The organism is Thermoplasmata archaeon, assembly GCA_035632695.1.
GTDB lineage: Archaea > Thermoplasmatota > Thermoplasmata > RBG-16-68-12 > RBG-16-68-12 > RBG-16-68-12.
Genome location: DASQGG010000064.1, coordinates 1 through 19528, shown reverse-complemented (window position 1 = coordinate 19528; position 19528 = coordinate 1). Strand labels below are relative to the sequence as shown.

Below are 19528 nucleotides of genomic sequence, written 5' to 3'. Positions count from 1 at the left end.
GGCGGCGCCGTGCCATTCGGTGGGGCTAAGAAGATGTTCACGGTGTCACCCGTCCATCCTTGCGCCGTGAGCAGGACGAGGATGGCCACGATCGCGATGCGCAGCCGGCGCGCCTTGGGGCCAGCCGCCGATTCGGCTCTCCCCTGCGCGAGGTCCGGCCCTTCCATGAATTCCCCAACCTGTAGCGGCTTGCGGCCATAATCCTTTCTCGAGGCCATGGGCACCGCACGACCTTGCGAAGGGGTTCGCGCACACCCGCACCCGCGCCGCCGTGCGGCAGCCCGTGAGAACCCTCAAATACCTCGGGCCGCCAAGGGGACGCGAGGCACGAGCATCATGTACTGCCCCAAGTGCGGTGCCCAGCTCCCGGACTCCGCGGCATTCTGCATGAAGTGTGGGACGAACCTCGCCGCAGCCGCGGGGACCGCGAAGGCGGCGTCTCCCGCGGCCCCGATCCTGGCCCCATCCGGCACGAACGCCCTGAAGTGCCCGAACTGCGGTGCTCCCATCTCGCCCCAGTTCGGGGAGATGGTGATCACCTGCGCGTACTGCGGCAGCGGGGTCACCCTGGGGAACGCGGGCTGGAAGGGGATCGACAAGCAGACCATGCTCCCGATCCGAGTGGGGGACCAGAGCACGGTGACGGCCCGCATCCGCGAACTCATGGACCGGGGCCTGCTCCACCGGCATCTGGCGGAGGACTCGAAGCTCGAGGAGATGAACCTGAGCCTCGTCCCGTACTGGATCGTGTCCGTGGCGGCGACGACCACGATTGTCGCGAGCGACGTGGCCATGGAGGCGGGGCAGATCGCGACGACGGCCGCGCTGGCCGGCCTCATCGGCGGCGCCATGGGAGGACGCCGCGGAGGGTTCGGATTCGGAGGCCCCCTCATCGCGGGGACGATGATGGGAGGCATGATGGGCGGAGGCTTCGGCGGGGGCGGCGCCCGGAAGAGCTACGAGTTCGCCGACAACTACAACTTCCCCGTCGTCGCGCTCAAGGCGCTCTTCGAGCACCAGCCACGGGACTACCAGTTCAACCTCCAGGACCGGACGTTCTTCGACGTGAACCACGTGCCCAAGGGGATCAAGATCCTGAACGGCGACGTGGGTGAGGACGGGGCGCGGTACGAGGCCAAGGCCCTCGTGACCCAGCTGCAGTCCCAGAAGGCCCACGAGAAGTACCACATGATCCAGGAGCTCCACTCGGACGTGGAGGCGGGGGATGTGGAGCTGCTTCACGCGCCAATCTGGTTCGCCCGCTACGACCACCAGGGTCAGAAGATCGCCCTGGTCGTCGACGGGAACTCGGGCGGCGTGATCAACAGCCTCGGACTGTGAAGACCAGGGGAGGCACGTTCTCCTCGTGTCCGCGATCGAAAAGCAGGAAATGATAAGTACTGCCCTCATGAATGCCTTCCCCGAGGAGGGAGATTGTGGGGGCTCGTCTCGTCGCCCTAGCGCTCGTCATTGTGTTGAGTCTCACATTCGTCCTTGTACCCCGACCGGCGCGCGGCGCCAGCGCCTGGTGCGCGTACGCAACCATCGTGTACACTCCCACGCAGGGCAAGGCAGGGCAGACGATCACGATGTCGTACACCTTCAACAACAACTGGCCCGATGTCTTGGACGTCTACGAATTCGACGTCCAGTATAGCTGGTCCTCGGGCCAGAGCAACCTCGGAAGCATGGTTATCCCGGGGTACGGTTCGTGGACTTTCACGCAGTCCGTCACCTTGCCTACGGCGACCGGGAGCGATTGGATCTACATCAGCGTGTTCGGAAAGGCGAGCAGCGACTCCGTCTCGGACACTTGCATTTTCAATCCCGCTCCGTTCACGGTCCAGCCCGGACCCGTGGTGAGCGCCTCGGCTTCGCCCATCTCGGGGGACGCCCCCCTGAACGTGACGTTCTCGGCGACCACGTCGGGCGGCACGCCACCCTACTCCTACTACTGGACGTTCGGTGACGGGGCGGATGGCCTGGGAGCGTCCGTGGTCCACGAGTACACGCGGGCCGCGAACTACCCGGTCCAGGTCACATCGACGGACGGGTCCAATTCCCAGGCGACCTCCCAGATCACCGTGACGGTCTACGCGGCCCTCCTCGCGAACGTGACGGTCAACCACACCTCGGCTGCGCCAGGCATGCCCCTAGCCTTCTCCGCGTCCGCGTTAGGGGGATCCGGGCAATACACATATGCATGGACGTTCGGCGACGGCGGCGTCGCGTCCACGGCCCAGGCAGTCCATACGTACTACCGGCATGGGACCTACAACGCCACGGTCATCATCGGGGATTCCTCGGGAGGGTATGCCACGGAGATCACCAAGATCACGGTCGCGGATCTCATCGCCACCGCAACGGAATCGAGCCGTTCAGCGCCCGTGGGGGGCGCGATCTCCTTCTCCGCCACGGTAGCGGGCGGGGCCGGCGGGCCATACGCGATAACCTGGACGTTTGGAGACGGAGCCAACGCCACGGGATCTGACGTGCAGCATGCGTACGCCCAGGCGGGCATATACACGGCCACCGTGTTCGTGCGGGACGCGTCCGGTGCGATGAACCAAACCGCGCTCGCCCCCATCAACGTGGGAGGCGCCTTCCCGGTGAGCGCGTCCGGGTGGATCCTGTACGGCGGAATCGGGGCCGCGGTCGTCGCAGCCGGGGTCGGTGCGGCCGTCGTGGTGCTTCGCCGGCGAGCCCGAAAGCGCACGAAGCCTCAGGAGCGACCGCGACCTCCTGCCTCCCCCTGAGGGGCTTCGGGCGTTGGCAGGACGTGAGGACACCAACGGCGCGGGGGATGTCCGTGTGCAGTCCGAACGGAGCTTCGAAGGGGACTCCTTCTCTTTCCGGGTCGCCCCTCTGAACGCCTATCACTAACGATAAAGGGCGCCACAGCTTATTGAAGCCAAGGCGCCCTCCGCCGCGTCAAATGGGGGGCGTCCGTCCGTTGGCATCAGCCCTCTTCATGGCCCTGGTACCCCAGAACGAGGAGGCGAAGAAGGAGGCCAAGGCCTCGACGGGCAGCGCGATCGTCGAACGGGCCATGGTCACGGGACGGAGTGAGCTCCGGGCGTTCCTTCGGATGAACCCGGAGGAAGAGTTCGACATCGAGGCCATCAACGCGATCGACTTCCACCTCCTGCTCAAGGAGGCGCGCACGGACAAGCGCCTCCTTCAGGCGGCCGTGCGCACCGCGGAGGCGCTCCTGCCCCGGGTCCGCGCGGAGACCGAGGACCCCCTGCTCGTGGGAGCCATCCTCTCCGACAAGACGATCGCCTGGTACCTCAAGAGCGGCGCGGATCCCGACTGGACCGAGTTCACCCCGCTCCGGTGGGGCGGGATCTTCTACGAGTCGAGGGCGCCGGGCGGCCGCCTGCGCAGGAAGCTGTCCACGCGGCTCACGGACCTGATCGAACAATGCGTGAACGCGAGCGGCACGACCGCGGTCCTCCGTGCAGGCTTCAGCACCATGTTCCGAGGCTCGAAGAACGTGAAGAGCGTCGTGCAGTTTGCCCTCGGATCCAAACGGCCCCGTCTTACCCAGCAGGTCGCGCAGGCGTTCCTGGACGATCTCGCCGCGAGCCCGCGCAACGCGGAGGCGCCCGTCCCCCTCGCCCACTTGAGCGACGTTGCGAAGAGGAACGGCTCCACGGAAGTGAACAACACGTTGTCCGAGCTCTTCAAGCCGGAGAGCAGCCGCTCTCTGACCGTCCTCGATCCGCGTTTCCACCCCGGGATGAACGCGGTCACGATCCAGGTCGTGGGCGCGAGGAACGTTGAAGAGGCGTCCACGTACGACCTCGTCCAGAGCGTCAGGGGCACCTCGGCCATGGGCCCCGTGCACGCCTCCGCGGGCGAGGTCATCCCGACATCGCCCTGGGACCGGGAGGGGCTGACGGACAAGGAGTGGCTTAAGATTCTCAAGACGCTCGACAAGCGCAAGGCCCGCTTGGAGGCGCCCCCGCCGGAGAACCATCGCGAACGAGAATCCTACCTGGCCCTCCGCGACCTGTTGCTCGCGGACGCATCCGCGCGGAAGTCCTTCCTCGCGGTCCGTTGGAAGGGCCGCCCGAGCGGACTGCCGCTCCTCGCCCAGCTCCTATCCCAAGGCGTCTGGATCCCCGAGGCGGACACGGACGGCGACTACCTCGAGGCGGAACTCGACCATCTCCACCGTAAGGAGACGGGCCACGCGCCGAACGACGTGGGCTGGTCCCTGGGCCGCGGCTGGACCGTGACGCGAGAAATTCGGCCCGGTGCGGTGAGGGCCTACACGGCCCGGGCGCCGTCCGCGGACTGACGGACCGCGGCGCTGAGCGCGCGGTAGATTTCTTCCCGGTCGGGCACCCGCGGGAGGACGTGCTCCGTGAGCGCGCTCTCCAGGATGGCCCAGCTCGCATCGGCGCGCACGCCGCGCTGCGCGATCACGAGGTTGAAGTGGTTCAGCGCGGACGAACGCGGGGCGTCGCTGATCGCGGGGAAGAGGGGAAGGTTGCACTTGAAGGCCAGGAGCTCGACGAGCAGGGTGAGCGTCGCGTTCCGGGCCTCCGCCGTGGAGTTCCGACAGAGGAGCAGGGTCCGGCTCGTCGCGTCCCGCATGAAGCGCGTCGCGAGGGTCTCGAGGGCCGCGAACGTCAGGTGCTTGTGGATGCCTTCACCGAACCGCGGCGGGGCGTCGGATTCGGGACGCATCGGCACCTGGAGGAGATCGAGCCTCCCCTCGGCCCCGGGGAACTTCACGCCGAAGCGGGCCATCGAACGGAAGGTGTCCTCCAGGGTGACCCGACCCGACTTGAGGAGGTCCACGCGGACGACGACCGTGTGGTTCGTGAACGTCGGGCGTCCGGCCTCGTCGGGCACGCCCCTCGTGATCCGGGATAGGAGGAACTCGCGCCCCGTCCGGACCGGGTGAAACATCCGCAGATCGATCTCACCGTCGATGTCCTGCGCGGCGGCAGCCCGGATCGGCGTGTAGTGCCCGCGGAGGTACGGGTCGAAGAGGCCCGCATCGAATCCCCGGGACATGCCCCGGGTCGTGTACCCGACCTGGGGGACGACTGCGTAAATCCAGTGGTCGAATTGCGCGACGTCCTCGGCCGTGGACGATGCGGGCGGGTTCTCGGGTGCCACGGCACCGCCTTCCTAATTGGGTCGGATCAGGGCCTGGGCCTGGAACTTCTCCGCCTCGAGGACCTCGTCGGGGATCTTGTTCGCGATCTTCCGGAAGTGCTCGATGAAGTGGACGTACTCGTCGTACGAGAAGTCCGGTTCACCGCCGCCCTCGGGCCGGAAGCCCGTGCGCACGATCCGCGGCTGCCCGACAGGTTCCATGCCTTCCTGGGTCTCCGTCCGCACCCAGGAGAGGAAGTACTCGGCCTTGTCCATGCTCACGCCCGCGACCTTGCCGCCACGGATCTGGGAGAGGGTCTGCGGCACGAAGACGCGGAGCAGCGCCTCGGCGTACTCGCGGCGGGCGCGCTTGTCCTCGGGGAATCCCTGGTGGAGGCCCAGGCGCGCGAGGACGTCGTCCCGCAGCGTGTCGAACTTGGAGAGGACGAAGGCGGGGTAGATGATCGGCGGTTCCGGGCTTACCCCGGAGTCCTTGAGCCGGTCGTACTCCTGCTTCTTGTACGTCTGGAACGCGACCATGAGCTTGGCGACCGTGCTGTCGTAGCGGAGCATCTTCTTGTACGGCGGCGTGTCGATGTCCGTGGTCATCTTGCTGCAGTCCACGAGGACCACGATGACCACGCTCTTCAGGAGCTGCTGGATCAGGGGCCGCGATGCGATCCCCGTCTCGATGAACTCCTCGATGTCTTCGCCGGACACGTCGTACGCGGAGAAGCGTAGCGTGGAGAAGGGCTTCACCCAGTTCTGCTGGCGGATGTAGTAGGGCAGCTTGCCCTGGATCTTCCGGAGGTAACCGAAGATGAAGCTGAGTTCCGTGATCTCTTCCTTCAGGGTCGCACTCGGGAAGCGAGCGTCCTTCATCCCTTCGTAGACCGCCGACATGACGTTCAGGGAGGCCATCGGGGCATGGAAACGAAAGTCATCGTGCACGCCCGTACCGTACTTCACCTGGGCGGCATACAAAAGGCCGAGGAACGTCGTCTTGCCGGAAGCCCGGTCCCCCAACAGAGCGCAAGGCATGAGGGCCTGACCCTAGCCTATCCTACTTAACCCTTGCCTCGGAGTTATCAATCTTGCAAAGCACCCGCACGCGGAGACGATGGAATCTAGGCCTTCGTCCCCGCGGCGATGTCTCCGAGCGTGTCGAGCAGCGCATGGTACTCCTCCCACGAATATTCGGGTTCCCAGCCGCCGCCGTCGATTCGCCGGAGCCGGATGCGCTCGGACGCGTCGGCGGTCTTCGTGTCCGTGCCGACGGAACTGAAGAAGAAGCTCGGACGCGCGAATCGGAGCTTCGTCCCGCCGCCTTCGTTGAGGGTCGCGAGGGTACGTGGCAGGCTGGGGTTCAGCAGCGCCTTGGCGTAGACGGCCCGCGGGCCCGTCTTCGCGGCCTCCGGCGGCTGAGGATCGACGTTCGCCGCCTGCAAAATCTTCCGCGGCACCGCGTCGAACTTGGTGACCACGAAGATGGGATGCAGCGTCTCGCGGCCGCCTCGTGACCGCCACCGCTGAATCGACGTGAGCAGGGCTTCGACCTGGCGATCGAACAGCCGCAGGGGCGCGGACTCGTCCGTCTCGCCCTTCGGCACGAGCTGCGTGGCGTCGGCGAGGATCAGGAGCGCGTCGGCATCGAGGGCGTCTCTCCACGGCCCCGTGCCAATCGTGCTCCCCGAGAACAACCCGGGCGTCTTCGCATCGAGACTGCCGGGGAGCGCGACCCGGATCGTGGCGTTCGTGTCCGCGGTCCACTCCCCCGGGTCACGGCGGGACAGCCCGCCCAGCCGGGACCGCCGGAAGCCCACTTCGAAGTCGAGCCCGTGGAGGCCCTCCTTGGCCGCGGCGTCGGGGAAGCTGCCGGACATGAGCTGCTGGAAGAGGCCGGTGACCTCCTCAAGGGAGTCCAGGGTCACGCGGAATCGAAGGTCGTCGTTCCGGCCCGAGCCCGACCGGACCAGGGCCAAATACAGGAGGCCGAGGACCGTCGTCTTCCCCGAACCGCGATCTCCCACGACGGCGACGTGCAGCATGATGCGCGCCTCCATGAAGGGTGCCGACGGAAGAACCTTCCTGAACGGCCGCCGGGCTTGATACCCACCGCGAAAGGCGGCCTCCAGTCATCCGGGCAACCTCATGAGGCAGGGACGGATTCGCCCCGGCATGCGGAAGCTCATCATGTGGAATCTGATGACCCTCGACGGTTACTTCGAAGGTCGCAAGAGCTGGGAGATCGACTGGCACGACACGATCTGGGGACCCGAACTCGAGCAGCTCTCCCTCGATCAGTTGAAGTCCGTCGGCACCCTCCTGTTCGGCCGCGTAACGTATGAAGGCATGGCCAGCTATTGGTCGACCCAGAAGGGCGAGATTGCGGACTTGATGAACAGTATCCCCAAGATCGTCTTCTCGAGCACGCTGGCCACGGCCGATTGGAAGAACACGCGGCTCGTGCGAGAGGATGCGGCGGAGGAGGTCGCTCGGCTCAAGCGACAGCCCGGGAAGGACCTGTACCTGTTCGGCAGCGCCGATCTGGCCTCGGCACTCACGAAGGCAGGGCTCATCGACGAATACCGGATCGCAATCGCTCCGATCCTCTTGGGGGGCGGACATCCCTTGTTCAAACCCGGACCGGATCGTCTGAAGCTGAAGCTCCTCGAGGCCAAGCCTCTGAAGTTGGGGGGCGTACTTCTTCGCTACGAGCCCTTGAGGTAGACCCTCCTTCCTCGTCCCGTCTGGAAGGTGACCCCGACGCCAGCGCACAACGCGACAACGTCGTAGCCTTTGTAGGCATGGCCACAAGGGGAGTGACGGATGCCTGACAATCGGCTCCGAGGAACAAGTGGGAAGGCCCCGCGGAAGACGCCCCAGCATGCGCCCGCGAATCGTTCGGGCGGAGGTGCTAGAGTCCCTCCCCGGGCCGACCGAGGGGACGGCGAGGCCGCGGTCCAAGCCCGAATCGCGGCGCTGGATGAGCCGTCGAGATCCATCCTCACGCGACTTCACCCCCTGATCATGAAGCACGCTAAGACGCTCCAGCCCGTCGTCCGCTACGGGTTCGCGATCTACATGCGGGGCAACACGATGCTCCTTCTCGCGGCGCCCCGGAAGACGTACGTGACCTTCTCGTACACGAAGGATGCGGGCATCAACGCGAAACCCATCGAGCTCACGAGCGTCGACCAGATCCACGAGTCTCAAGTCGCCGAGATGGTCCGGCGCCTCGAGGAGTGAGCCGCAACCAGAGGTTCGGCAGGGACGCCACAGGCGTCCCGCGCCGACCCGCGTCCATAAGTAGGCCGCAAAGGTATCCACGATGGCCAACTCCGGAGGGCAGGCGGGACGACATGAAGGTCCTCGTGTTCGGCGCCGGCGTGATCGGGACGATGCACGCGTGGGCGTTCGAGCGGGCGGGCCACACGGTCTCCCTGCTGGTCCGGCCCGGTCACCAAGACCGGTGGGCGAACGGGGTCGCCTTGCGGATCTTGGACGGCCGCGGAGGCCGTGCGCAGGAGACCAAGGTCCTATACCGGCCCAACATCGTCACAGCGTTCGGACCCGATGACGGATACGACCTGATCGTCGACGCGGTGCGCTACACGCAGGCCGAGAGCGTGCTGCCCGAGCTCGCCGCGAACCGGGGCAAGGCCCTCATCCTGTTCTTCCACCAGAGCTGGCGCGGCCTCGACCTGATCGACCGGACGCTGACCAAGGAGGAGTACGTCCTCGGCATGCCGCGGGCGGGCGGCGTGATGGCGGATGGGGTTCTCGACGGAGCGTTCGAAGGAAAGGTGAACCTGGGCACGAGCACGTGCGGGCGTCCGACCACTCCTGTCGTCGAGGGAGCGGCCCGCAAGAACCTGGACTTCGTCGCGGGGCTGTTCCGGCCTGCGGGGTTCGGGGTCGAGACGCCCGACAACATGGAGCACTGGCACTGGGTCCACTTTGCGAGCACGGCCGTGTACACGGGCGCCATCGCGCGGGAGGGCGGGTACGAGGCCTTCGCGACGAGCAAGACCGCGATCCGCGACGCCCTCCTCGCGGGCCGGGAGGCGATGGCCATCTGCGAGGCACGCGGCGCGGATTTGCGCAAGATCGCGGATGCCAAGGTGTTCGCCACCGCGCCCCTGGTCGCAGCTCCGCTCATGCGCCGCGCACTCGCCCAACCGATCACGCGCCGCATGTCCCAGACGGGCCCGGAGCACGCGTCCGAGTTCCGCCAGATCTACGACGAGGTGCTCGAGACGGCGCGCCAGCTGAGCGTGCCGACGCCGCGCCTGGAAGCGTACGGGTCGTACGTGGACGTGTAGGGCCCGTCTCCGCGATCAGTCCCGGCATGAGCGGGCGAATCACCGGCTCCGGTTCCGAGTCGGAGGCGAGCCCAGTGCGCCCACGACAAGGCACACAATCAGCAGCGGGGCCGTCCTCGACCCCACGCGCGCCAAGCGACCCATGCCAATGCTCAGCGCTAGACACACTTGAAGCCGCCACACGGAGAGTATGGAGCCCCCGGAGTTTCCCAGAGAGCGAAAACGGTGTTTCCGCTTCGGCTGCGGGGCTTATCTCTCCAGGACCATGGCCATCGCGTCGCCGCCGCCAATGCACAGCGTGGCGAGGCCGCGGTGGACATCCTTCTCCTTCATCGAATGCAGGAGCGTGACGACAATTCGGTTGCCCGAACAGCCGATCGGGTGCCCGAGGGCGACCGCACCGCCGCAGAGGTTGAACACGTCCCACGGGATGTCGAGCTCCCTCCGAACGCCGACGCTCGCCACGGAGAACGCCTCGTTGTGCTCGACGAGCTTGAAGTCGTCCATGCGGAACCCAGTCCGCTTCATCAACTTCGTCACACAGGGGATGGGCGCGAACATGACCTCCTCAGGCTTCACGGCCTGGGAACAGAAGTCCCCGATCGCACCGAGCGGGTCCACGCCGATCTCGCGCGCCTTCGCCTCGCTCATGAGCACCGTGGCGCTCGCCCCATCAGAAATCTGCGAGCAGTTCCCCGCAGTGAGTACCCCACCCTGCTTGAACACGGTGGGGAGCTTGGCGAGGGCCGCCAGCGTCGTGTCTGGCCGGATGCCCTCGTCCCGGTCCACGATGACCTTCTTGCCCTTGGCCTCGACCGTGACGGGCGCGATCTCCTTCGCGAACCGGCCAGACTCCATGGCCTTGAGCGCCAAGGTTTGGGAGCGCAGGGCGTACTCGTCGCACATCGCCCGCGTCAGGTGCAGCCGTTCCGCCATGATCTCCCCACCCATGGCCATGTGAAAGTCGTTGTACACATCCCAGAGGCCGTCCGTGAGCATGGAGTCGAGGACCTCCGCGTGGCCCAGGTTGAACCCCTGGCGGCCGCGGGGGAGGAGGTAGGGAGCGCGTGTCATGTTCTCCGTGCCTCCGGCAACGACGATCGCCTCGGGGTCCTCCTGGATCTTGCGCACGCCTTGGGCAATCGCCTGCATCCCGCTCCCGCAGACCATGTTCAGGGTCGTGCCGCTGACCGTCTCCGGGATGCCGGAATAGATGACGACCTGCCGCGCGCAGTTCTGGTACAGGCCCGCCTGGATCACGCATCCGAAGAACAGCTCGCTGACCTCCTTCGGCTCTACGCTCGCGCGGCGGAGGGCCTCCTTCACAGCGACCGCGCCCAGGCGAGGGGCGGGCACCTCGGAGAAGGCGCCCTTGAACTTGCCGATCGGGGTGCGCGCGGCACCCGCCACGACGACCGGGGTCCTGGACCTCACGGACCGGGAACCTAGCATGCCGCTGATAAGTCTATGCCGCGGATTGAAAAGGAAAGGGAGGGCTCCGCGCGCCCGCAAGCGGCGGGCGGTGAGCCCGTTCGCGTCTACTGGTGGGTGTGCCGAGACCAGGGCAGGTACGGCGTCGCCGCGGCGAGGACCGCGCCGATGAGGCCAATCACGCCGCCGATCAGGCCGACCTGGCCGCCGAACGCGATCAGGATCACGCTGACCGCGCCCGCGACGATCGCGCCGTTCATCAGGTTCTTCCGCGTGATCTCCGCGGATAACCAAAGCGCGGCGCCGAGTACGACGTCGAGCACGACGAGCGTCGCCGCACTCGACATCTGGCTGGTCGCAATTCCCTGGGCCCACTGGATGCCGAAGAGGACGAGCGACAGGAGAATTGCGACGGTCGCGCCGAGCAGCAGGAGCAACTCATGGGGTTGCCTCGCTGCCAGGTTCGAGGTCGCGGTCCTGCCGCCAGTCTCGAAGCTCTGGGACATGCCGCGGCCACCCCGGTACAGGGGTGATAGCGCCTCCGGCCTGACCGGTCATTACTGAAAATCAAAACACCGCCTCGCGTCCCGGAGCGGGGGATGGTGGCGGAAACTGCACCTCCGTGCGCAGGACCGACGGCTGATATACGGCGAACCGGTTGGCCTCGAGCATGCCTCAAAGGAGGGCACGGATGCAGAGAATCATCCCGTTCCTGTGGTTCGACGACCAGGCCGAGGAAGCCGCGAGATTCTACACGTCGATCTTCAGGCGGAGCAAGATCGTCAGCGTGACCCGCCAGCCCGGGGCGAAGCGAGGCCAGAAGGGCGCGGCGATGTCCGTCGTGTTCCGTATCGAAGGCCAGGCGTTCATGGCGCTGAACGGCGGCCCGGGCTTCCCGTTCACGGAGGCGATCTCGTTCTACGTGGAGTGCAGGACCCAACGCGAGGTCGACGAGCTTTGGAGGAAACTGCTCCGCGGTGGTCAACCCAGCCGCTGCGGCTGGCTTAAGGACAGGTTCGGCGTCTCCTGGCAGATCGTTCCGTCCATCCTGGGCGAGTACCTGGCGGACACGGATCCCGTGAAGGCGAACCGGGTGTTCGAAGCGATGCTTAAGATGGTCAAGCTCGACATCGAAGGGCTGAAGCGCGCGTACCGCGGCGTCTAGGCGGTTGGCACCCGCCGGTCAGCGAGTACCGTCACTTGTTCGCCGCGAACACCTTGACCGCGGGCGCGTCCTCGTCGTAGGACTGGGCGAGCCACTTGAGCACGGCCTTCTCGACCTGATTCTCCGGAATCGTCGGGGACGTGAACTCCCCGTACACGTCCACGCGGGTCTTCTTGCCCTGCGGGGTGTACACGAGGACCGCCTTGGAGCCCGCGAAAGGCCCCTCGAGGAACTCCTGGACCAAGCCCAGCGGCGGCAGGCGCGTCATGCGGCTCACGACCTTGACCCACTCCCCGTTCCAGTTCCGCTCCATGGTCGCGATCATCGCGTTCTCGCCCGCAGGTTGCGTGGTGCGGTTGCGGATCATCTTGTGGGCCGCGCCATGCGTTGGACCCGAATTCAGGTACTCCCAGACCACATCGACCGGAGCGTCGAACGTCGCGCCTTCATCCCGAACGTGCACCATGGATTTGCGCCTCCCGAGGAAGAAAGCTAGCCAACTTCCGTATTTGAAGGCGCGCCTCGGATCAGGGCTTCGCGGGAACGATGCGCGTCGGGACCCGTGACTCGCGATGACAGCCTAATCTCTCAAACGGTGAACTCGGGGGAATAGGTTGAAGGGCAGGGACGAACCAGACTGACCTGGACATCGAGACCAGGAGTCTGAGGGAAACCATGCAGCCTTCCGGTGGATCGTCGCCCCTGCCGGCGTCCCCGTTGCCGCCTTCGCCGTACCAGCAGACCTATTCCCCGACCAGCGGGCTGACCTTTGCCCCGTCCCCCGCGGGCGCCCCGCCCGCATCCCAGCCGACGCCCAGGAAGGGGCCACCGAAGGTCGCGGTCGTCGTCTTCGTCCTCGTGTTCGTCGTGGCCATCCTGATCTTCTCGGGCGCGCTCGACTCCCTGCTCAACCCCGCAGGGTCGTCCTCGAACCAGCCGAGCGTCAAAGTCACGAACACCTCCGCGAGCCATTCGTGCCCGTACTCGGGGACGCCCACGGAGACCTTCCTGTTCACCCTGGTGAACAGCGGCTCCGTGAACGCCGCGGCGTCGATCGGGTTCTATCTGAACAACGCCCAGGTGACGAGCGGCACGTACCACGCGGCCGCGGGGGCCTCCACGCCGTACTCGGTCACGGCGTACCTCACGAGCTGCCCGCCCAGCGGTTCGACGTACTATCTCGACGTGCTCTCCGTGACCGCGGCGTAAGCCTCGGGTCGGGTTCGTCGCCGTCCGCCCTGTGTACCAATTCCCAAGGTACTTCCGCGATTTCCGGGATAGGTGGACCGGGTGAAGGCATGAAGCCGGAACAGCTCAAGGAGCGTATGCAGACCTTGGACGATGCTTGGAACGCGGGACCGAAGAGTCCTCTCTGGGAAACCTTCCGGAAGCGCCACACGGAAGACGTCGCCGTCTACTGGCCCGGCGGCGGCCCGCCGACCCGGGGACGGCACAACCACGACCTGGAAGCGGTTGAGTTCTTCAGGACGTTCCCAGACAACCACCTAATCAACCGCCCGTACAAGATCTTCTTCGCGGAAGGCGACCACACGTGCTCCGTTGCAGAGTTCACGGGCACCATGAAGGGAGCCATGAAGATGGGCGACAAGACGATCCCGCCGACCAACCAAGGCTTCAAGGTGGAGTTCTGCACGGTGGCCACGTGGAACGAGAAGGGGGAGATCACGGAGGAGCGACTCTTCTACGACCTCGTCGGCGTGATGAAGCAGATCGGCCTGGGCTGACCTAGAGGGCGATCGCCGCCACGGCGGCCATGTCGCCCACGGACCGTGGCGCGAGGCCGCCGAGCCAAGGCATCACGTTGGCCTGCACGCCCGTCGGCGTGCCGTACGCATACACGAGCTGCGAGACGCGCGGCGAACTCAGCCGGAGCTGCTTGTCGATCGTCCGGTCCACTTGGCGCACCCGGAGCAGGTAGCCCTGCACGAGGGCCGCCGCATCCGCGCCGTTCACCAGGGGCGGGACCACCTGGACGGCCCCCGCCGGGGCCATCGCGGCCTTCGCGATGGCGTCGCGCACGGGGCCGCCACCGCTGATGCTCGTCTCCTTGCCGGAGGCGCGCTTCATCGCGTCGTTGAAGAAGCCGCTACGCTCGCGGGCCATGAAGACATCCGTGAGCACGGCAGACACGTCGGTCCCCGAGAAGGCGTTCGCGTCGAGCGGGAATGTCGCGGCGACGAGCATGGCCTCCGTGACCTCCACGCCCTGCGCGCGCCAGAGGGCGCCCGTCTGGAACGTGTACGGGATGTCCACGGCCCAGAACGGGAACAGGACGGAGCCTCGGCCGGGGACCACCTTGAGCGTCGGCGAGCCGCGCTGCGCCTGGCGGATGTCCTCCACGTACCGAAGGATCTCCTCGGAGTGGGAGAGGTCCGCGAACCGCGGACGCCACTGGGGGTACGGGGCGTCCCGGAGGCTACCGAGCAGGGTGAGGAGGCGCCCCATGGCGGTCATCGCCGCGGCGGGGTTGCCCGTCGTGTCCAGGGAGGCGCTCCGGACGATGGAGCCGGAGGCGCGGACCAGGGCGAGCTCCTTGTCGACCGCCTGGGCCATGATCGCGAGGTCGAAGTCCTTGGCGATCTTGGCTCGGGCCGATTCCAGGCCTGCGCGCGCCTTGTCCAGCGGCGCGGGCGCATCGAGAAGCTTCATGTTCGTCGCGGCGTCGAGGCCGGCGTTCAGGTCCGCGAGGGCCTGGAGGCGGTCGGCGAGGGCCGCGTACTTGGGGACGCCTTTCAGGGCGCCCGCGGCCGCGGTGAAGTTCTTGCTCATCAGGTAGTACCGCTCGGGCTTGAGGTCCGCGGCCAGGGCGGCGTTGTTCAGTAGGTACGCGTACGCCGTCGCCAGGCCGCCCGTCTCCGCGATGGACGCCTTGCCCGCGTCGTCCATGGCGAGCGGGGCGACCGAGGAGACCTTGGCCTGGAAGAGGAACGCGTTCGCGGGCGTGTTGGGCGCCGGCAGGCCCTTCTCGACCATGAAGGGAAGGACGCCGAGAGGGTGGGAGAGGAGGTTGAGGAAATTGAACTTGTACTCCTGGTACTCCGTGGTCAGGCGCGGCTTCACGTAGTTCATGAAGACCGTGTACCGCGCGACGGGGTCCACGGTGCCCGACGTGTACGCCTGCATGCCCAGCGGGATCGCCTGCTGGACCCAGGCGTTCACCTGGAGCATGATCTGGTCCAGGAACGCGCGGGCGTCGACCACACGCTGGCTCGTGCCGCAGCTCGGGCACTTGATGATGTCCTCCGCGCCGGCCGCAGGGAGGGGCGCGGTGCACGCGCGGCATCGCAGGGCGACGATGGACAGGGGCGACGGGGCATCGGACACGGAAGTCGCCATGGGTCTCACCTCAGATCATGTTGATGCGGCCCTTGACCGCCTGGATCTGCTTCTTGAGCTCGTCGATCTGGGGCTGGACCTTGGCCTCGAGCTCGGCCGTGCGCTGGACCGCGAGGCGGTCCGCGAGGTGGAAGACGGCGCCGTGGCAGCCCTTGCAGGCGTACACGTTGCCCGTCGCGGGATCGAACGAGGGCAGGGGGCTGTCCTTGTCCGCGGCCTTGACCAGGTCCGTGAGGTCGCTGGGCATGGGGACGAAGTGGATGTTCTCGCCGCTCACCTCGCGCCCGCAGAACCAGCACTTGGCGCTCTTGCCGTACTGGGCCACGTGGGCCGCCGCGGCGTCCGCCTGGGCCGCGTCGCCGGCCTGGGACCACCAGAGTCGCGCGGTCTGGTAGTGCTCCGCGGCCGCCTTCGGGTCCGAGGCGAGGAGGGATTCCGCGAGGGCCTCCTCGGACATGGCCGCGAGGGCGAGGGCGCGGCTTTCGCCGGTCACGGAGCCCTGTCGGAAGAGCTCCGGGAGGACGAGCACGTTGCTCCCGATGTCCGTGCGGATCGCCGTGGCGACCTGCCGCAGGGCCTCGGCCTTCTGCTGGTACTGGGCCGTCGAGGTGGGCTGGAGGGTCGTCCACTCCGCCGCGCTCGCGAGGATGTCCGCCTCGTGGGCGAGGGCATTCCCCGTGGACTCGCGGAGGCCGAGCTTGACCGGCGTGTCTCCGACCGCGCGGAGGGCCTGGGCCGCAGCACGGTAGGCCCCCGGGTCCGAGGAGCGCTGAGCGAGACCCATGACCGAGGCATACGCGGCGGCCAGGGTGGCGCCGTTCACGTCGCCGGTCTTCTGGAACTTCCGCAACGCGTCGTTGTACTTGTTCAGCGCGCTCCCGAAGTCGCCCCGGAGGAGGAAGTCGTTCGCCTGATCAAAGACCTCCGATGCCGACCTGAAAAGGGGCACGCTCGCGCCTCTGGTGGCATGCAGCCAGCGAGGCGAGCTTAAGGGTTTGGACGTGGTTCTTCCCTACGTAACTTGCCTGGCGGGTCCGGCATCCCGGGTATCTGCGTTGCGGGCTGGAGAGCTTCGAAAAGGCTTTAGCACGCGCAGCCCGCTCCCCGAGCCACGATCCCGGCCACCGACGCACCGAGGACGACCGCGGCCGCCCCGCAAGCAGCGGCCCGGCCGCGCGTCCAGACGTTGTCGGACATGGTCTTCGGCCTCGCCCTGTCCCTGGGCGCCCTCGTCCTGATCAACCAGCCCGTCGCGGATACGAATCACCTGTACCTCGGCCTCCTCGTGTTCGGCTTCAGCTTCCTGATCCTGGTGACGGTGTGGTACAACTACTCGACCGTCATGGCCGTCCTCCCTGTGGAGACACGCGGCCTGATCATCGCGAACCTCGTCCTTCTCTTTGTCGTGGCCCTCGAGCCCTACCTCCTCTATGTCCTCGTCTACGCGCCCGCGGTGGTCACCGAGCCGGACTCCGTGTTGTACGCGCTCGACCTGGCCGTCATGAATGGAGTCCTCGGCGGTTTCTTCCACATCCTCTCGAAGGAGGAAAAGCACCTCGTGGCCCCGCACGTCGTCCGGAACATGCGCGTCCGACGGGATGCTACATTCGCCTTGGCCGCCGTCTTCGTCCTGAGCGCGCTACCTCTGTTCTGGACCTGGGCGTGGACGCCCGGAGTCCCGGGCCGGATCATCCTCTGGATCCTCACGCTCCCGGCCGGATGGATCGTCCGGATCGTGAATCGGTAAGGGTCGGCGTTCCCCACCCTACCGGGTGGCGGTCCAGAGCACCGCGACCAGTCCCGCGGCTTCGAACACCCCGATCGCGAACAAGTAGGGCACGATGGCGGCGGCGAACAGGGGCATCATCGTGCCGTACGAGTACGCCAGGAGGAGGTTCTGCGCGAGAAACGCCAGCGCGAACAAAATGAGCCCGAGGGTGAACGGGGCTTTCGTCCGCGCGTAGATCCGGGCATAGAGGACGGCGAGGACCGCCGCCAGGACGACGTTCAGCGCGGCGACCGCGGTCAAGGCCAGCGTCAGCGAGTCAGTCATGGATCTCACTCCTGCTTGAGGTTCTGATCAGCGCTCGACCCCGTCCCGTCACGGCCGTGTGGTCCGTCCTGCGAAACCTGACGGCGAACGTCCTCGAAGACGGCGTAGTTCGCTTCGAGGACCGCGGAGAGGAAGTACGGAGCCGCGTAGGCGTCCCCGGCCGGGCGCGTGAGGAGGCCGTTCCGCACGAGGAGGTCGAGGTGGTGTCGGACGGTCCGGTAGTCCAGGCCGAGGGCTTCGCCGAGCTGGTGGGCATTGTGGGGCCTCCTGTGGAGGGTCTCGATGATCCGCGCTCGGTTCACGCCACCCCGGGTGCCCGCGATGAGGTACCAGAGGAGCTGCTTGAGCGCGGCGCTCATCAGCGGCCGGCGAAGCGTGCGCTCCGCATGAAGATGCCGTGCGAAGGAAAGGGAAAGGGTGCCCGCGGTCCCTCGTAGGCCGCAGGCAGGTGGTCTCCAACGCGCTCACGTCGCAGCCAGTCCGACGTCGCTCGCCAGGAGCCCGGACACGGTTGACAGTGCCGCCAGGCTTCCGTCCCTGTGCACCATGAAGCCCGCAATCGCTCCGTCCCCGGAATCCAGGACGTACAGGAACTTGCTGTTCCCGCTGACGGCCAGATCCGTCGGTCCGTTCCCCGGCTTGGCGGCGACCTCCTGGGCCAGTGCGAGCTGCCCGTTCGGGGCGACCGCGTAGGTGGAGAGGTCGTTGCTCGGCGGGTGGGCGTTGCTCGTGTACGCGAACTTGCCGTTATTAGTGGTGATGACCCAGCACGCCGCGAACTCGAAGTCCGGGACGGAGGCGCTGATCGTCGTCAGGCTGCCGTCCGCGCCGACCGCGTACGTGGAGAGCGCGGATGTGCCGCTCGGACCGCCGCCGACTTCGCTCACGATCAGGTGGCCCTTGTTGTCGAAGGCGAACCCGAAGGGCGTGGCACCGTTCGACGCGTGGGAGGTCGCGGGACCCGCGACTCCGTTGGCATCGACGACGAACGTGTCGATCGTGCTCGTCGCCTTCTCCGTGACCACGAGGACCTGCCCGGTGGCGTCGAAGGAGACTTGCGCCGGAGCCGAACCGCTCAGGGCCTGAATCGACCCGGGAATCATGGTCAGGCTGCCGTCGCTCCCGAGCGTGAAGCCCGCGATGTTCGGCGTGCCGGCCGCGTTCACGACGTAGACGAGGTTGCCGAAGATTGTGACGCTCACGGGCATGACGCCGCCGGACGACACGTGGTCCGTGAGGGCGAGTCCGCTCGAGGTCACCTGGAAGGCGGAGATCTCGTTGCTCCCCGCGTCCACGGCCAGGAGGACGTTTCCGCCTTCGCCGAGGACCAGAGATCCCTGGCTGCCGAGGCCGCTGCCTGCGCCCAGGCCGCCCGTGTCGAAGGTCCCCTGCCACGTCAGTTGCCCGCTGACGGACCGGGAATACCAGACCACCGCGTTCCCGCTCGCCGCGTTCGTCATCGTGTAGACCGACCCGACCCCCGTGCCCGACGACCCGCTGGCCGCCGCGACCAGGGGAAGGAAGAGCACGCTTCCGAGGACGAGCAGGCCCACGATCACACCTGTCCTTGCGCTCGATGCGTTCGTTCCCATGCTGACTCCTCTGGGGCGCCGCAGCCCAGGCGACGGGGATGATGGTATTTCAGAACCCGACCCGAGTCTCACCCGAATCTGACCCCAGATGGAGGTGCCCGGGGGAGCAGACAATCGCCCTGACGGAGAATATGCTGTACCCGCGAGCGATCCGAATCTTCGCCCGGATGTCCTCCTTCGTCCGGAAAGCGATGTACCGGAACCGCCTGTTCTGCGACCCGTTCCGCGTGAAGCGAGCGATGGGGACAGTCGGCGTCACGTGCGTGGGGATGTTCGGGAAGGTCTCGGGCGAGAGTGGCTGAGGCATCCCGGTCGAGTTCCACCCGCTGACCGTGGCGCTCGGGGCGATTGCGCTGAAGCCGGCGGTGGTCGGGGACCGCGTGGAGGCGGGTAAGTTCATCGGGATGACGATCGTGTCCAGTCACTACGTGGTCGACGGGGCGCCCGTGGCGAGGTTCCTCCAGCGGCTGCTGAAGCTGATGGAGGGCGG

General features: G+C 66.9%; 22 protein-coding genes. 11 read left to right on the top strand and 11 right to left on the bottom strand.

Annotated elements, in window-relative coordinates; all coding sequences use genetic code 11:
• Positions 1 to 336: 336 nt before the first annotated feature.
• The 3 genes from VEY12_05100 to VEY12_05090 all read left to right on the top strand — a co-directional run bounded on the left by VEY12_05100 (position 337) and on the right by VEY12_05090 (position 4306).
• The gene (locus tag VEY12_05100; protein HYM39508.1) at positions 337 to 1341 is read left to right on the top strand and encodes a zinc ribbon domain-containing protein; all 1005 of its coding nucleotides are present in this window, start codon (positions 337 to 339) and stop codon (positions 1339 to 1341) included.
• Positions 1342 to 1547: 206 nt separating this feature from the next.
• Positions 1548 to 2756: a PKD domain-containing protein gene (locus VEY12_05095; protein HYM39507.1), complete on the top strand. Its 1209-nt coding sequence runs from the start codon at positions 1548 to 1550 to the stop codon at positions 2754 to 2756.
• 197 nt (positions 2757 to 2953) lie between these two features.
• Positions 2954 to 4306, top strand: a complete 1353-nt coding sequence (locus VEY12_05090) for a hypothetical protein (GenBank protein ID HYM39506.1) — start codon at positions 2954 to 2956, stop codon at positions 4304 to 4306.
• On the opposite strand, the gene VEY12_05085 is transcribed toward VEY12_05090, so the two are convergent.
• The 3 genes from VEY12_05085 to VEY12_05075 all read right to left on the bottom strand — a co-directional run bounded on the left by VEY12_05085 (position 4276) and on the right by VEY12_05075 (position 7163).
• The gene (locus VEY12_05085; protein HYM39505.1) at positions 4276 to 5136 is read right to left on the bottom strand and encodes a hypothetical protein; all 861 of its coding nucleotides are present in this window, start codon (positions 5134 to 5136) and stop codon (positions 4276 to 4278) included. The two genes, VEY12_05090 and VEY12_05085, sit on opposite strands and share 31 nt — an antisense overlap.
• Positions 5137 to 5148: 12 nt before the next feature.
• Positions 5149 to 6156 carry a hypothetical protein gene (locus tag VEY12_05080; protein HYM39504.1) on the bottom strand — a complete coding sequence of 336 codons (1008 nt, stop codon included), beginning with the start codon at positions 6154 to 6156 and terminating at the stop codon, positions 5149 to 5151.
• Between the two features lie 86 nt (positions 6157 to 6242).
• On the bottom strand, positions 6243 to 7163 hold the full coding sequence (locus VEY12_05075; protein ID HYM39503.1) for a hypothetical protein: 921 nt from the start codon (positions 7161 to 7163) through the stop codon (positions 6243 to 6245).
• A 130-nt stretch (positions 7164 to 7293) separates the two neighbouring features.
• Between VEY12_05075 and VEY12_05070 the strand changes: the two genes are divergently transcribed.
• The 3 genes from VEY12_05070 to VEY12_05060 all read left to right on the top strand — a co-directional run bounded on the left by VEY12_05070 (position 7294) and on the right by VEY12_05060 (position 9440).
• Complete coding sequence (locus VEY12_05070) at positions 7294 to 7845, top strand: dihydrofolate reductase family protein (protein ID HYM39502.1); 552 nt, start codon at positions 7294 to 7296, stop codon at positions 7843 to 7845.
• A 99-nt stretch (positions 7846 to 7944) separates the two neighbouring features.
• The gene (locus tag VEY12_05065; protein ID HYM39501.1) at positions 7945 to 8364 is read left to right on the top strand and encodes a DUF1801 domain-containing protein; all 420 of its coding nucleotides are present in this window, start codon (positions 7945 to 7947) and stop codon (positions 8362 to 8364) included.
• A gap of 113 nt (positions 8365 to 8477) precedes the next feature.
• The gene (locus VEY12_05060; protein ID HYM39500.1) at positions 8478 to 9440 is read left to right on the top strand and encodes a 2-dehydropantoate 2-reductase N-terminal domain-containing protein; all 963 of its coding nucleotides are present in this window, start codon (positions 8478 to 8480) and stop codon (positions 9438 to 9440) included.
• Between the two features lie 249 nt (positions 9441 to 9689).
• Here VEY12_05060 and VEY12_05055 read toward each other — a convergent pair whose 3' ends face one another.
• Together VEY12_05055 and VEY12_05050 are read right to left on the bottom strand one after the other, a co-directional pair.
• On the bottom strand, positions 9690 to 10874 hold the full coding sequence (locus tag VEY12_05055; protein ID HYM39499.1) for a thiolase family protein: 1185 nt from the start codon (positions 10872 to 10874) through the stop codon (positions 9690 to 9692).
• 104 nt (positions 10875 to 10978) lie between these two features.
• The gene (locus VEY12_05050; GenBank protein HYM39498.1) at positions 10979 to 11377 is read right to left on the bottom strand and encodes a hypothetical protein; all 399 of its coding nucleotides are present in this window, start codon (positions 11375 to 11377) and stop codon (positions 10979 to 10981) included.
• Positions 11378 to 11562: 185 nt separating this feature from the next.
• Between VEY12_05050 and VEY12_05045 the strand changes: the two genes are divergently transcribed.
• Positions 11563 to 12036 carry a VOC family protein gene (locus tag VEY12_05045; GenBank protein HYM39497.1) on the top strand — a complete coding sequence of 158 codons (474 nt, stop codon included), beginning with the start codon at positions 11563 to 11565 and terminating at the stop codon, positions 12034 to 12036.
• A 31-nt stretch (positions 12037 to 12067) separates the two neighbouring features.
• Here the strand turns inward: VEY12_05045 and VEY12_05040 are convergent, their stop codons facing one another.
• On the bottom strand, positions 12068 to 12502 hold the full coding sequence (locus VEY12_05040; protein HYM39496.1) for a hypothetical protein: 435 nt from the start codon (positions 12500 to 12502) through the stop codon (positions 12068 to 12070).
• Between the two features lie 209 nt (positions 12503 to 12711).
• On the opposite strand from VEY12_05040, the gene VEY12_05035 reads away from it, so the two are divergent.
• Together VEY12_05035 and VEY12_05030 are read left to right on the top strand one after the other, a co-directional pair.
• Positions 12712 to 13245 carry a hypothetical protein gene (locus tag VEY12_05035; GenBank protein HYM39495.1) on the top strand — a complete coding sequence of 178 codons (534 nt, stop codon included), beginning with the start codon at positions 12712 to 12714 and terminating at the stop codon, positions 13243 to 13245.
• A gap of 89 nt (positions 13246 to 13334) precedes the next feature.
• Positions 13335 to 13781 (top strand): ester cyclase, encoded by a 447-nt coding sequence (locus VEY12_05030; protein HYM39494.1) that lies wholly within the window; start codon positions 13335 to 13337, stop codon positions 13779 to 13781.
• A gap of 1 nt (position 13782) precedes the next feature.
• Here VEY12_05030 and VEY12_05025 read toward each other — a convergent pair whose 3' ends face one another.
• Positions 13783 to 15393: a hypothetical protein gene (locus VEY12_05025; GenBank protein HYM39493.1), complete on the bottom strand. Its 1611-nt coding sequence runs from the start codon at positions 15391 to 15393 to the stop codon at positions 13783 to 13785.
• A gap of 10 nt (positions 15394 to 15403) precedes the next feature.
• Positions 15404 to 16342 (bottom strand): hypothetical protein, encoded by a 939-nt coding sequence (locus VEY12_05020; GenBank protein HYM39492.1) that lies wholly within the window; start codon positions 16340 to 16342, stop codon positions 15404 to 15406.
• A 237-nt stretch (positions 16343 to 16579) separates the two neighbouring features.
• Here VEY12_05020 and VEY12_05015 point away from each other — a divergent pair, with 237 nt between their 5' ends.
• A complete protein-coding gene (locus VEY12_05015) occupies positions 16580 to 17140 on the top strand; it encodes a TMEM175 family protein (protein ID HYM39491.1) in 561 nt (186 codons plus the stop codon).
• A gap of 18 nt (positions 17141 to 17158) precedes the next feature.
• Here VEY12_05015 and VEY12_05010 read toward each other — a convergent pair whose 3' ends face one another.
• The 3 genes from VEY12_05010 to VEY12_05000 form a co-directional block, all read right to left on the bottom strand.
• On the bottom strand, positions 17159 to 17446 hold the full coding sequence (locus VEY12_05010; GenBank protein ID HYM39490.1) for a hypothetical protein: 288 nt from the start codon (positions 17444 to 17446) through the stop codon (positions 17159 to 17161).
• 5 nt (positions 17447 to 17451) lie between these two features.
• A complete protein-coding gene (locus VEY12_05005) occupies positions 17452 to 17805 on the bottom strand; it encodes a winged helix-turn-helix domain-containing protein (GenBank protein ID HYM39489.1) in 354 nt (117 codons plus the stop codon).
• Between the two features lie 105 nt (positions 17806 to 17910).
• The gene (locus VEY12_05000; protein HYM39488.1) at positions 17911 to 19038 is read right to left on the bottom strand and encodes a 3-carboxymuconate cyclase; all 1128 of its coding nucleotides are present in this window, start codon (positions 19036 to 19038) and stop codon (positions 17911 to 17913) included.
• A 131-nt stretch (positions 19039 to 19169) separates the two neighbouring features.
• Between VEY12_05000 and VEY12_04995 the strand changes: the two genes are divergently transcribed.
• Positions 19170 to 19340, top strand: coding sequence for a hypothetical protein (locus VEY12_04995; GenBank protein HYM39487.1), 171 nt, complete (start codon positions 19170 to 19172; stop codon positions 19338 to 19340).
• The last annotated feature ends 188 nt before the right edge of the window (positions 19341 to 19528 follow it).

What these genes read in the sequence shown, in the direction of transcription:
- VEY12_05100 (HYM39508.1), top strand. Translation starts at nt 337, where the DNA reads ATGTACTGCCCCAAGTGCGGTGCCCAGCTCCCGGACTCCGCGGCATTC.
- VEY12_05080 (HYM39504.1), bottom strand. Translation starts at nt 6,156, where the DNA reads ATGCCTTGCGCTCTGTTGGGGGACCGGGCTTCCGGCAAGACGACGTTC.
- VEY12_05075 (HYM39503.1), bottom strand. Translation starts at nt 7,163, where the DNA reads ATGCTGCACGTCGCCGTCGTGGGAGATCGCGGTTCGGGGAAGACGACG.
- VEY12_05070 (HYM39502.1), top strand. Translation starts at nt 7,294, where the DNA reads ATGCGGAAGCTCATCATGTGGAATCTGATGACCCTCGACGGTTACTTC.
- VEY12_05065 (HYM39501.1), top strand. Translation starts at nt 7,945, where the DNA reads ATGCCTGACAATCGGCTCCGAGGAACAAGTGGGAAGGCCCCGCGGAAG.
- VEY12_05060 (HYM39500.1), top strand. Translation starts at nt 8,478, where the DNA reads ATGAAGGTCCTCGTGTTCGGCGCCGGCGTGATCGGGACGATGCACGCG.
- VEY12_05050 (HYM39498.1), bottom strand. Translation starts at nt 11,377, where the DNA reads ATGTCCCAGAGCTTCGAGACTGGCGGCAGGACCGCGACCTCGAACCTG.
- VEY12_05045 (HYM39497.1), top strand. Translation starts at nt 11,563, where the DNA reads ATGCAGAGAATCATCCCGTTCCTGTGGTTCGACGACCAGGCCGAGGAA.
- VEY12_05040 (HYM39496.1), bottom strand. Translation starts at nt 12,502, where the DNA reads ATGGTGCACGTTCGGGATGAAGGCGCGACGTTCGACGCTCCGGTCGAT.
- VEY12_05035 (HYM39495.1), top strand. Translation starts at nt 12,712, where the DNA reads ATGCAGCCTTCCGGTGGATCGTCGCCCCTGCCGGCGTCCCCGTTGCCG.
- VEY12_05030 (HYM39494.1), top strand. Translation starts at nt 13,335, where the DNA reads ATGAAGCCGGAACAGCTCAAGGAGCGTATGCAGACCTTGGACGATGCT.
- VEY12_05025 (HYM39493.1), bottom strand. Translation starts at nt 15,393, where the DNA reads ATGGCGACTTCCGTGTCCGATGCCCCGTCGCCCCTGTCCATCGTCGCC.
- VEY12_05010 (HYM39490.1), bottom strand. Translation starts at nt 17,446, where the DNA reads ATGACTGACTCGCTGACGCTGGCCTTGACCGCGGTCGCCGCGCTGAAC.
- VEY12_05005 (HYM39489.1), bottom strand. Translation starts at nt 17,805, where the DNA reads ATGAGCGCCGCGCTCAAGCAGCTCCTCTGGTACCTCATCGCGGGCACC.
- VEY12_05000 (HYM39488.1), bottom strand. Translation starts at nt 19,038, where the DNA reads ATGGGAACGAACGCATCGAGCGCAAGGACAGGTGTGATCGTGGGCCTG.
- VEY12_04995 (HYM39487.1), top strand. Translation starts at nt 19,170, where the DNA reads ATGCTGTACCCGCGAGCGATCCGAATCTTCGCCCGGATGTCCTCCTTC.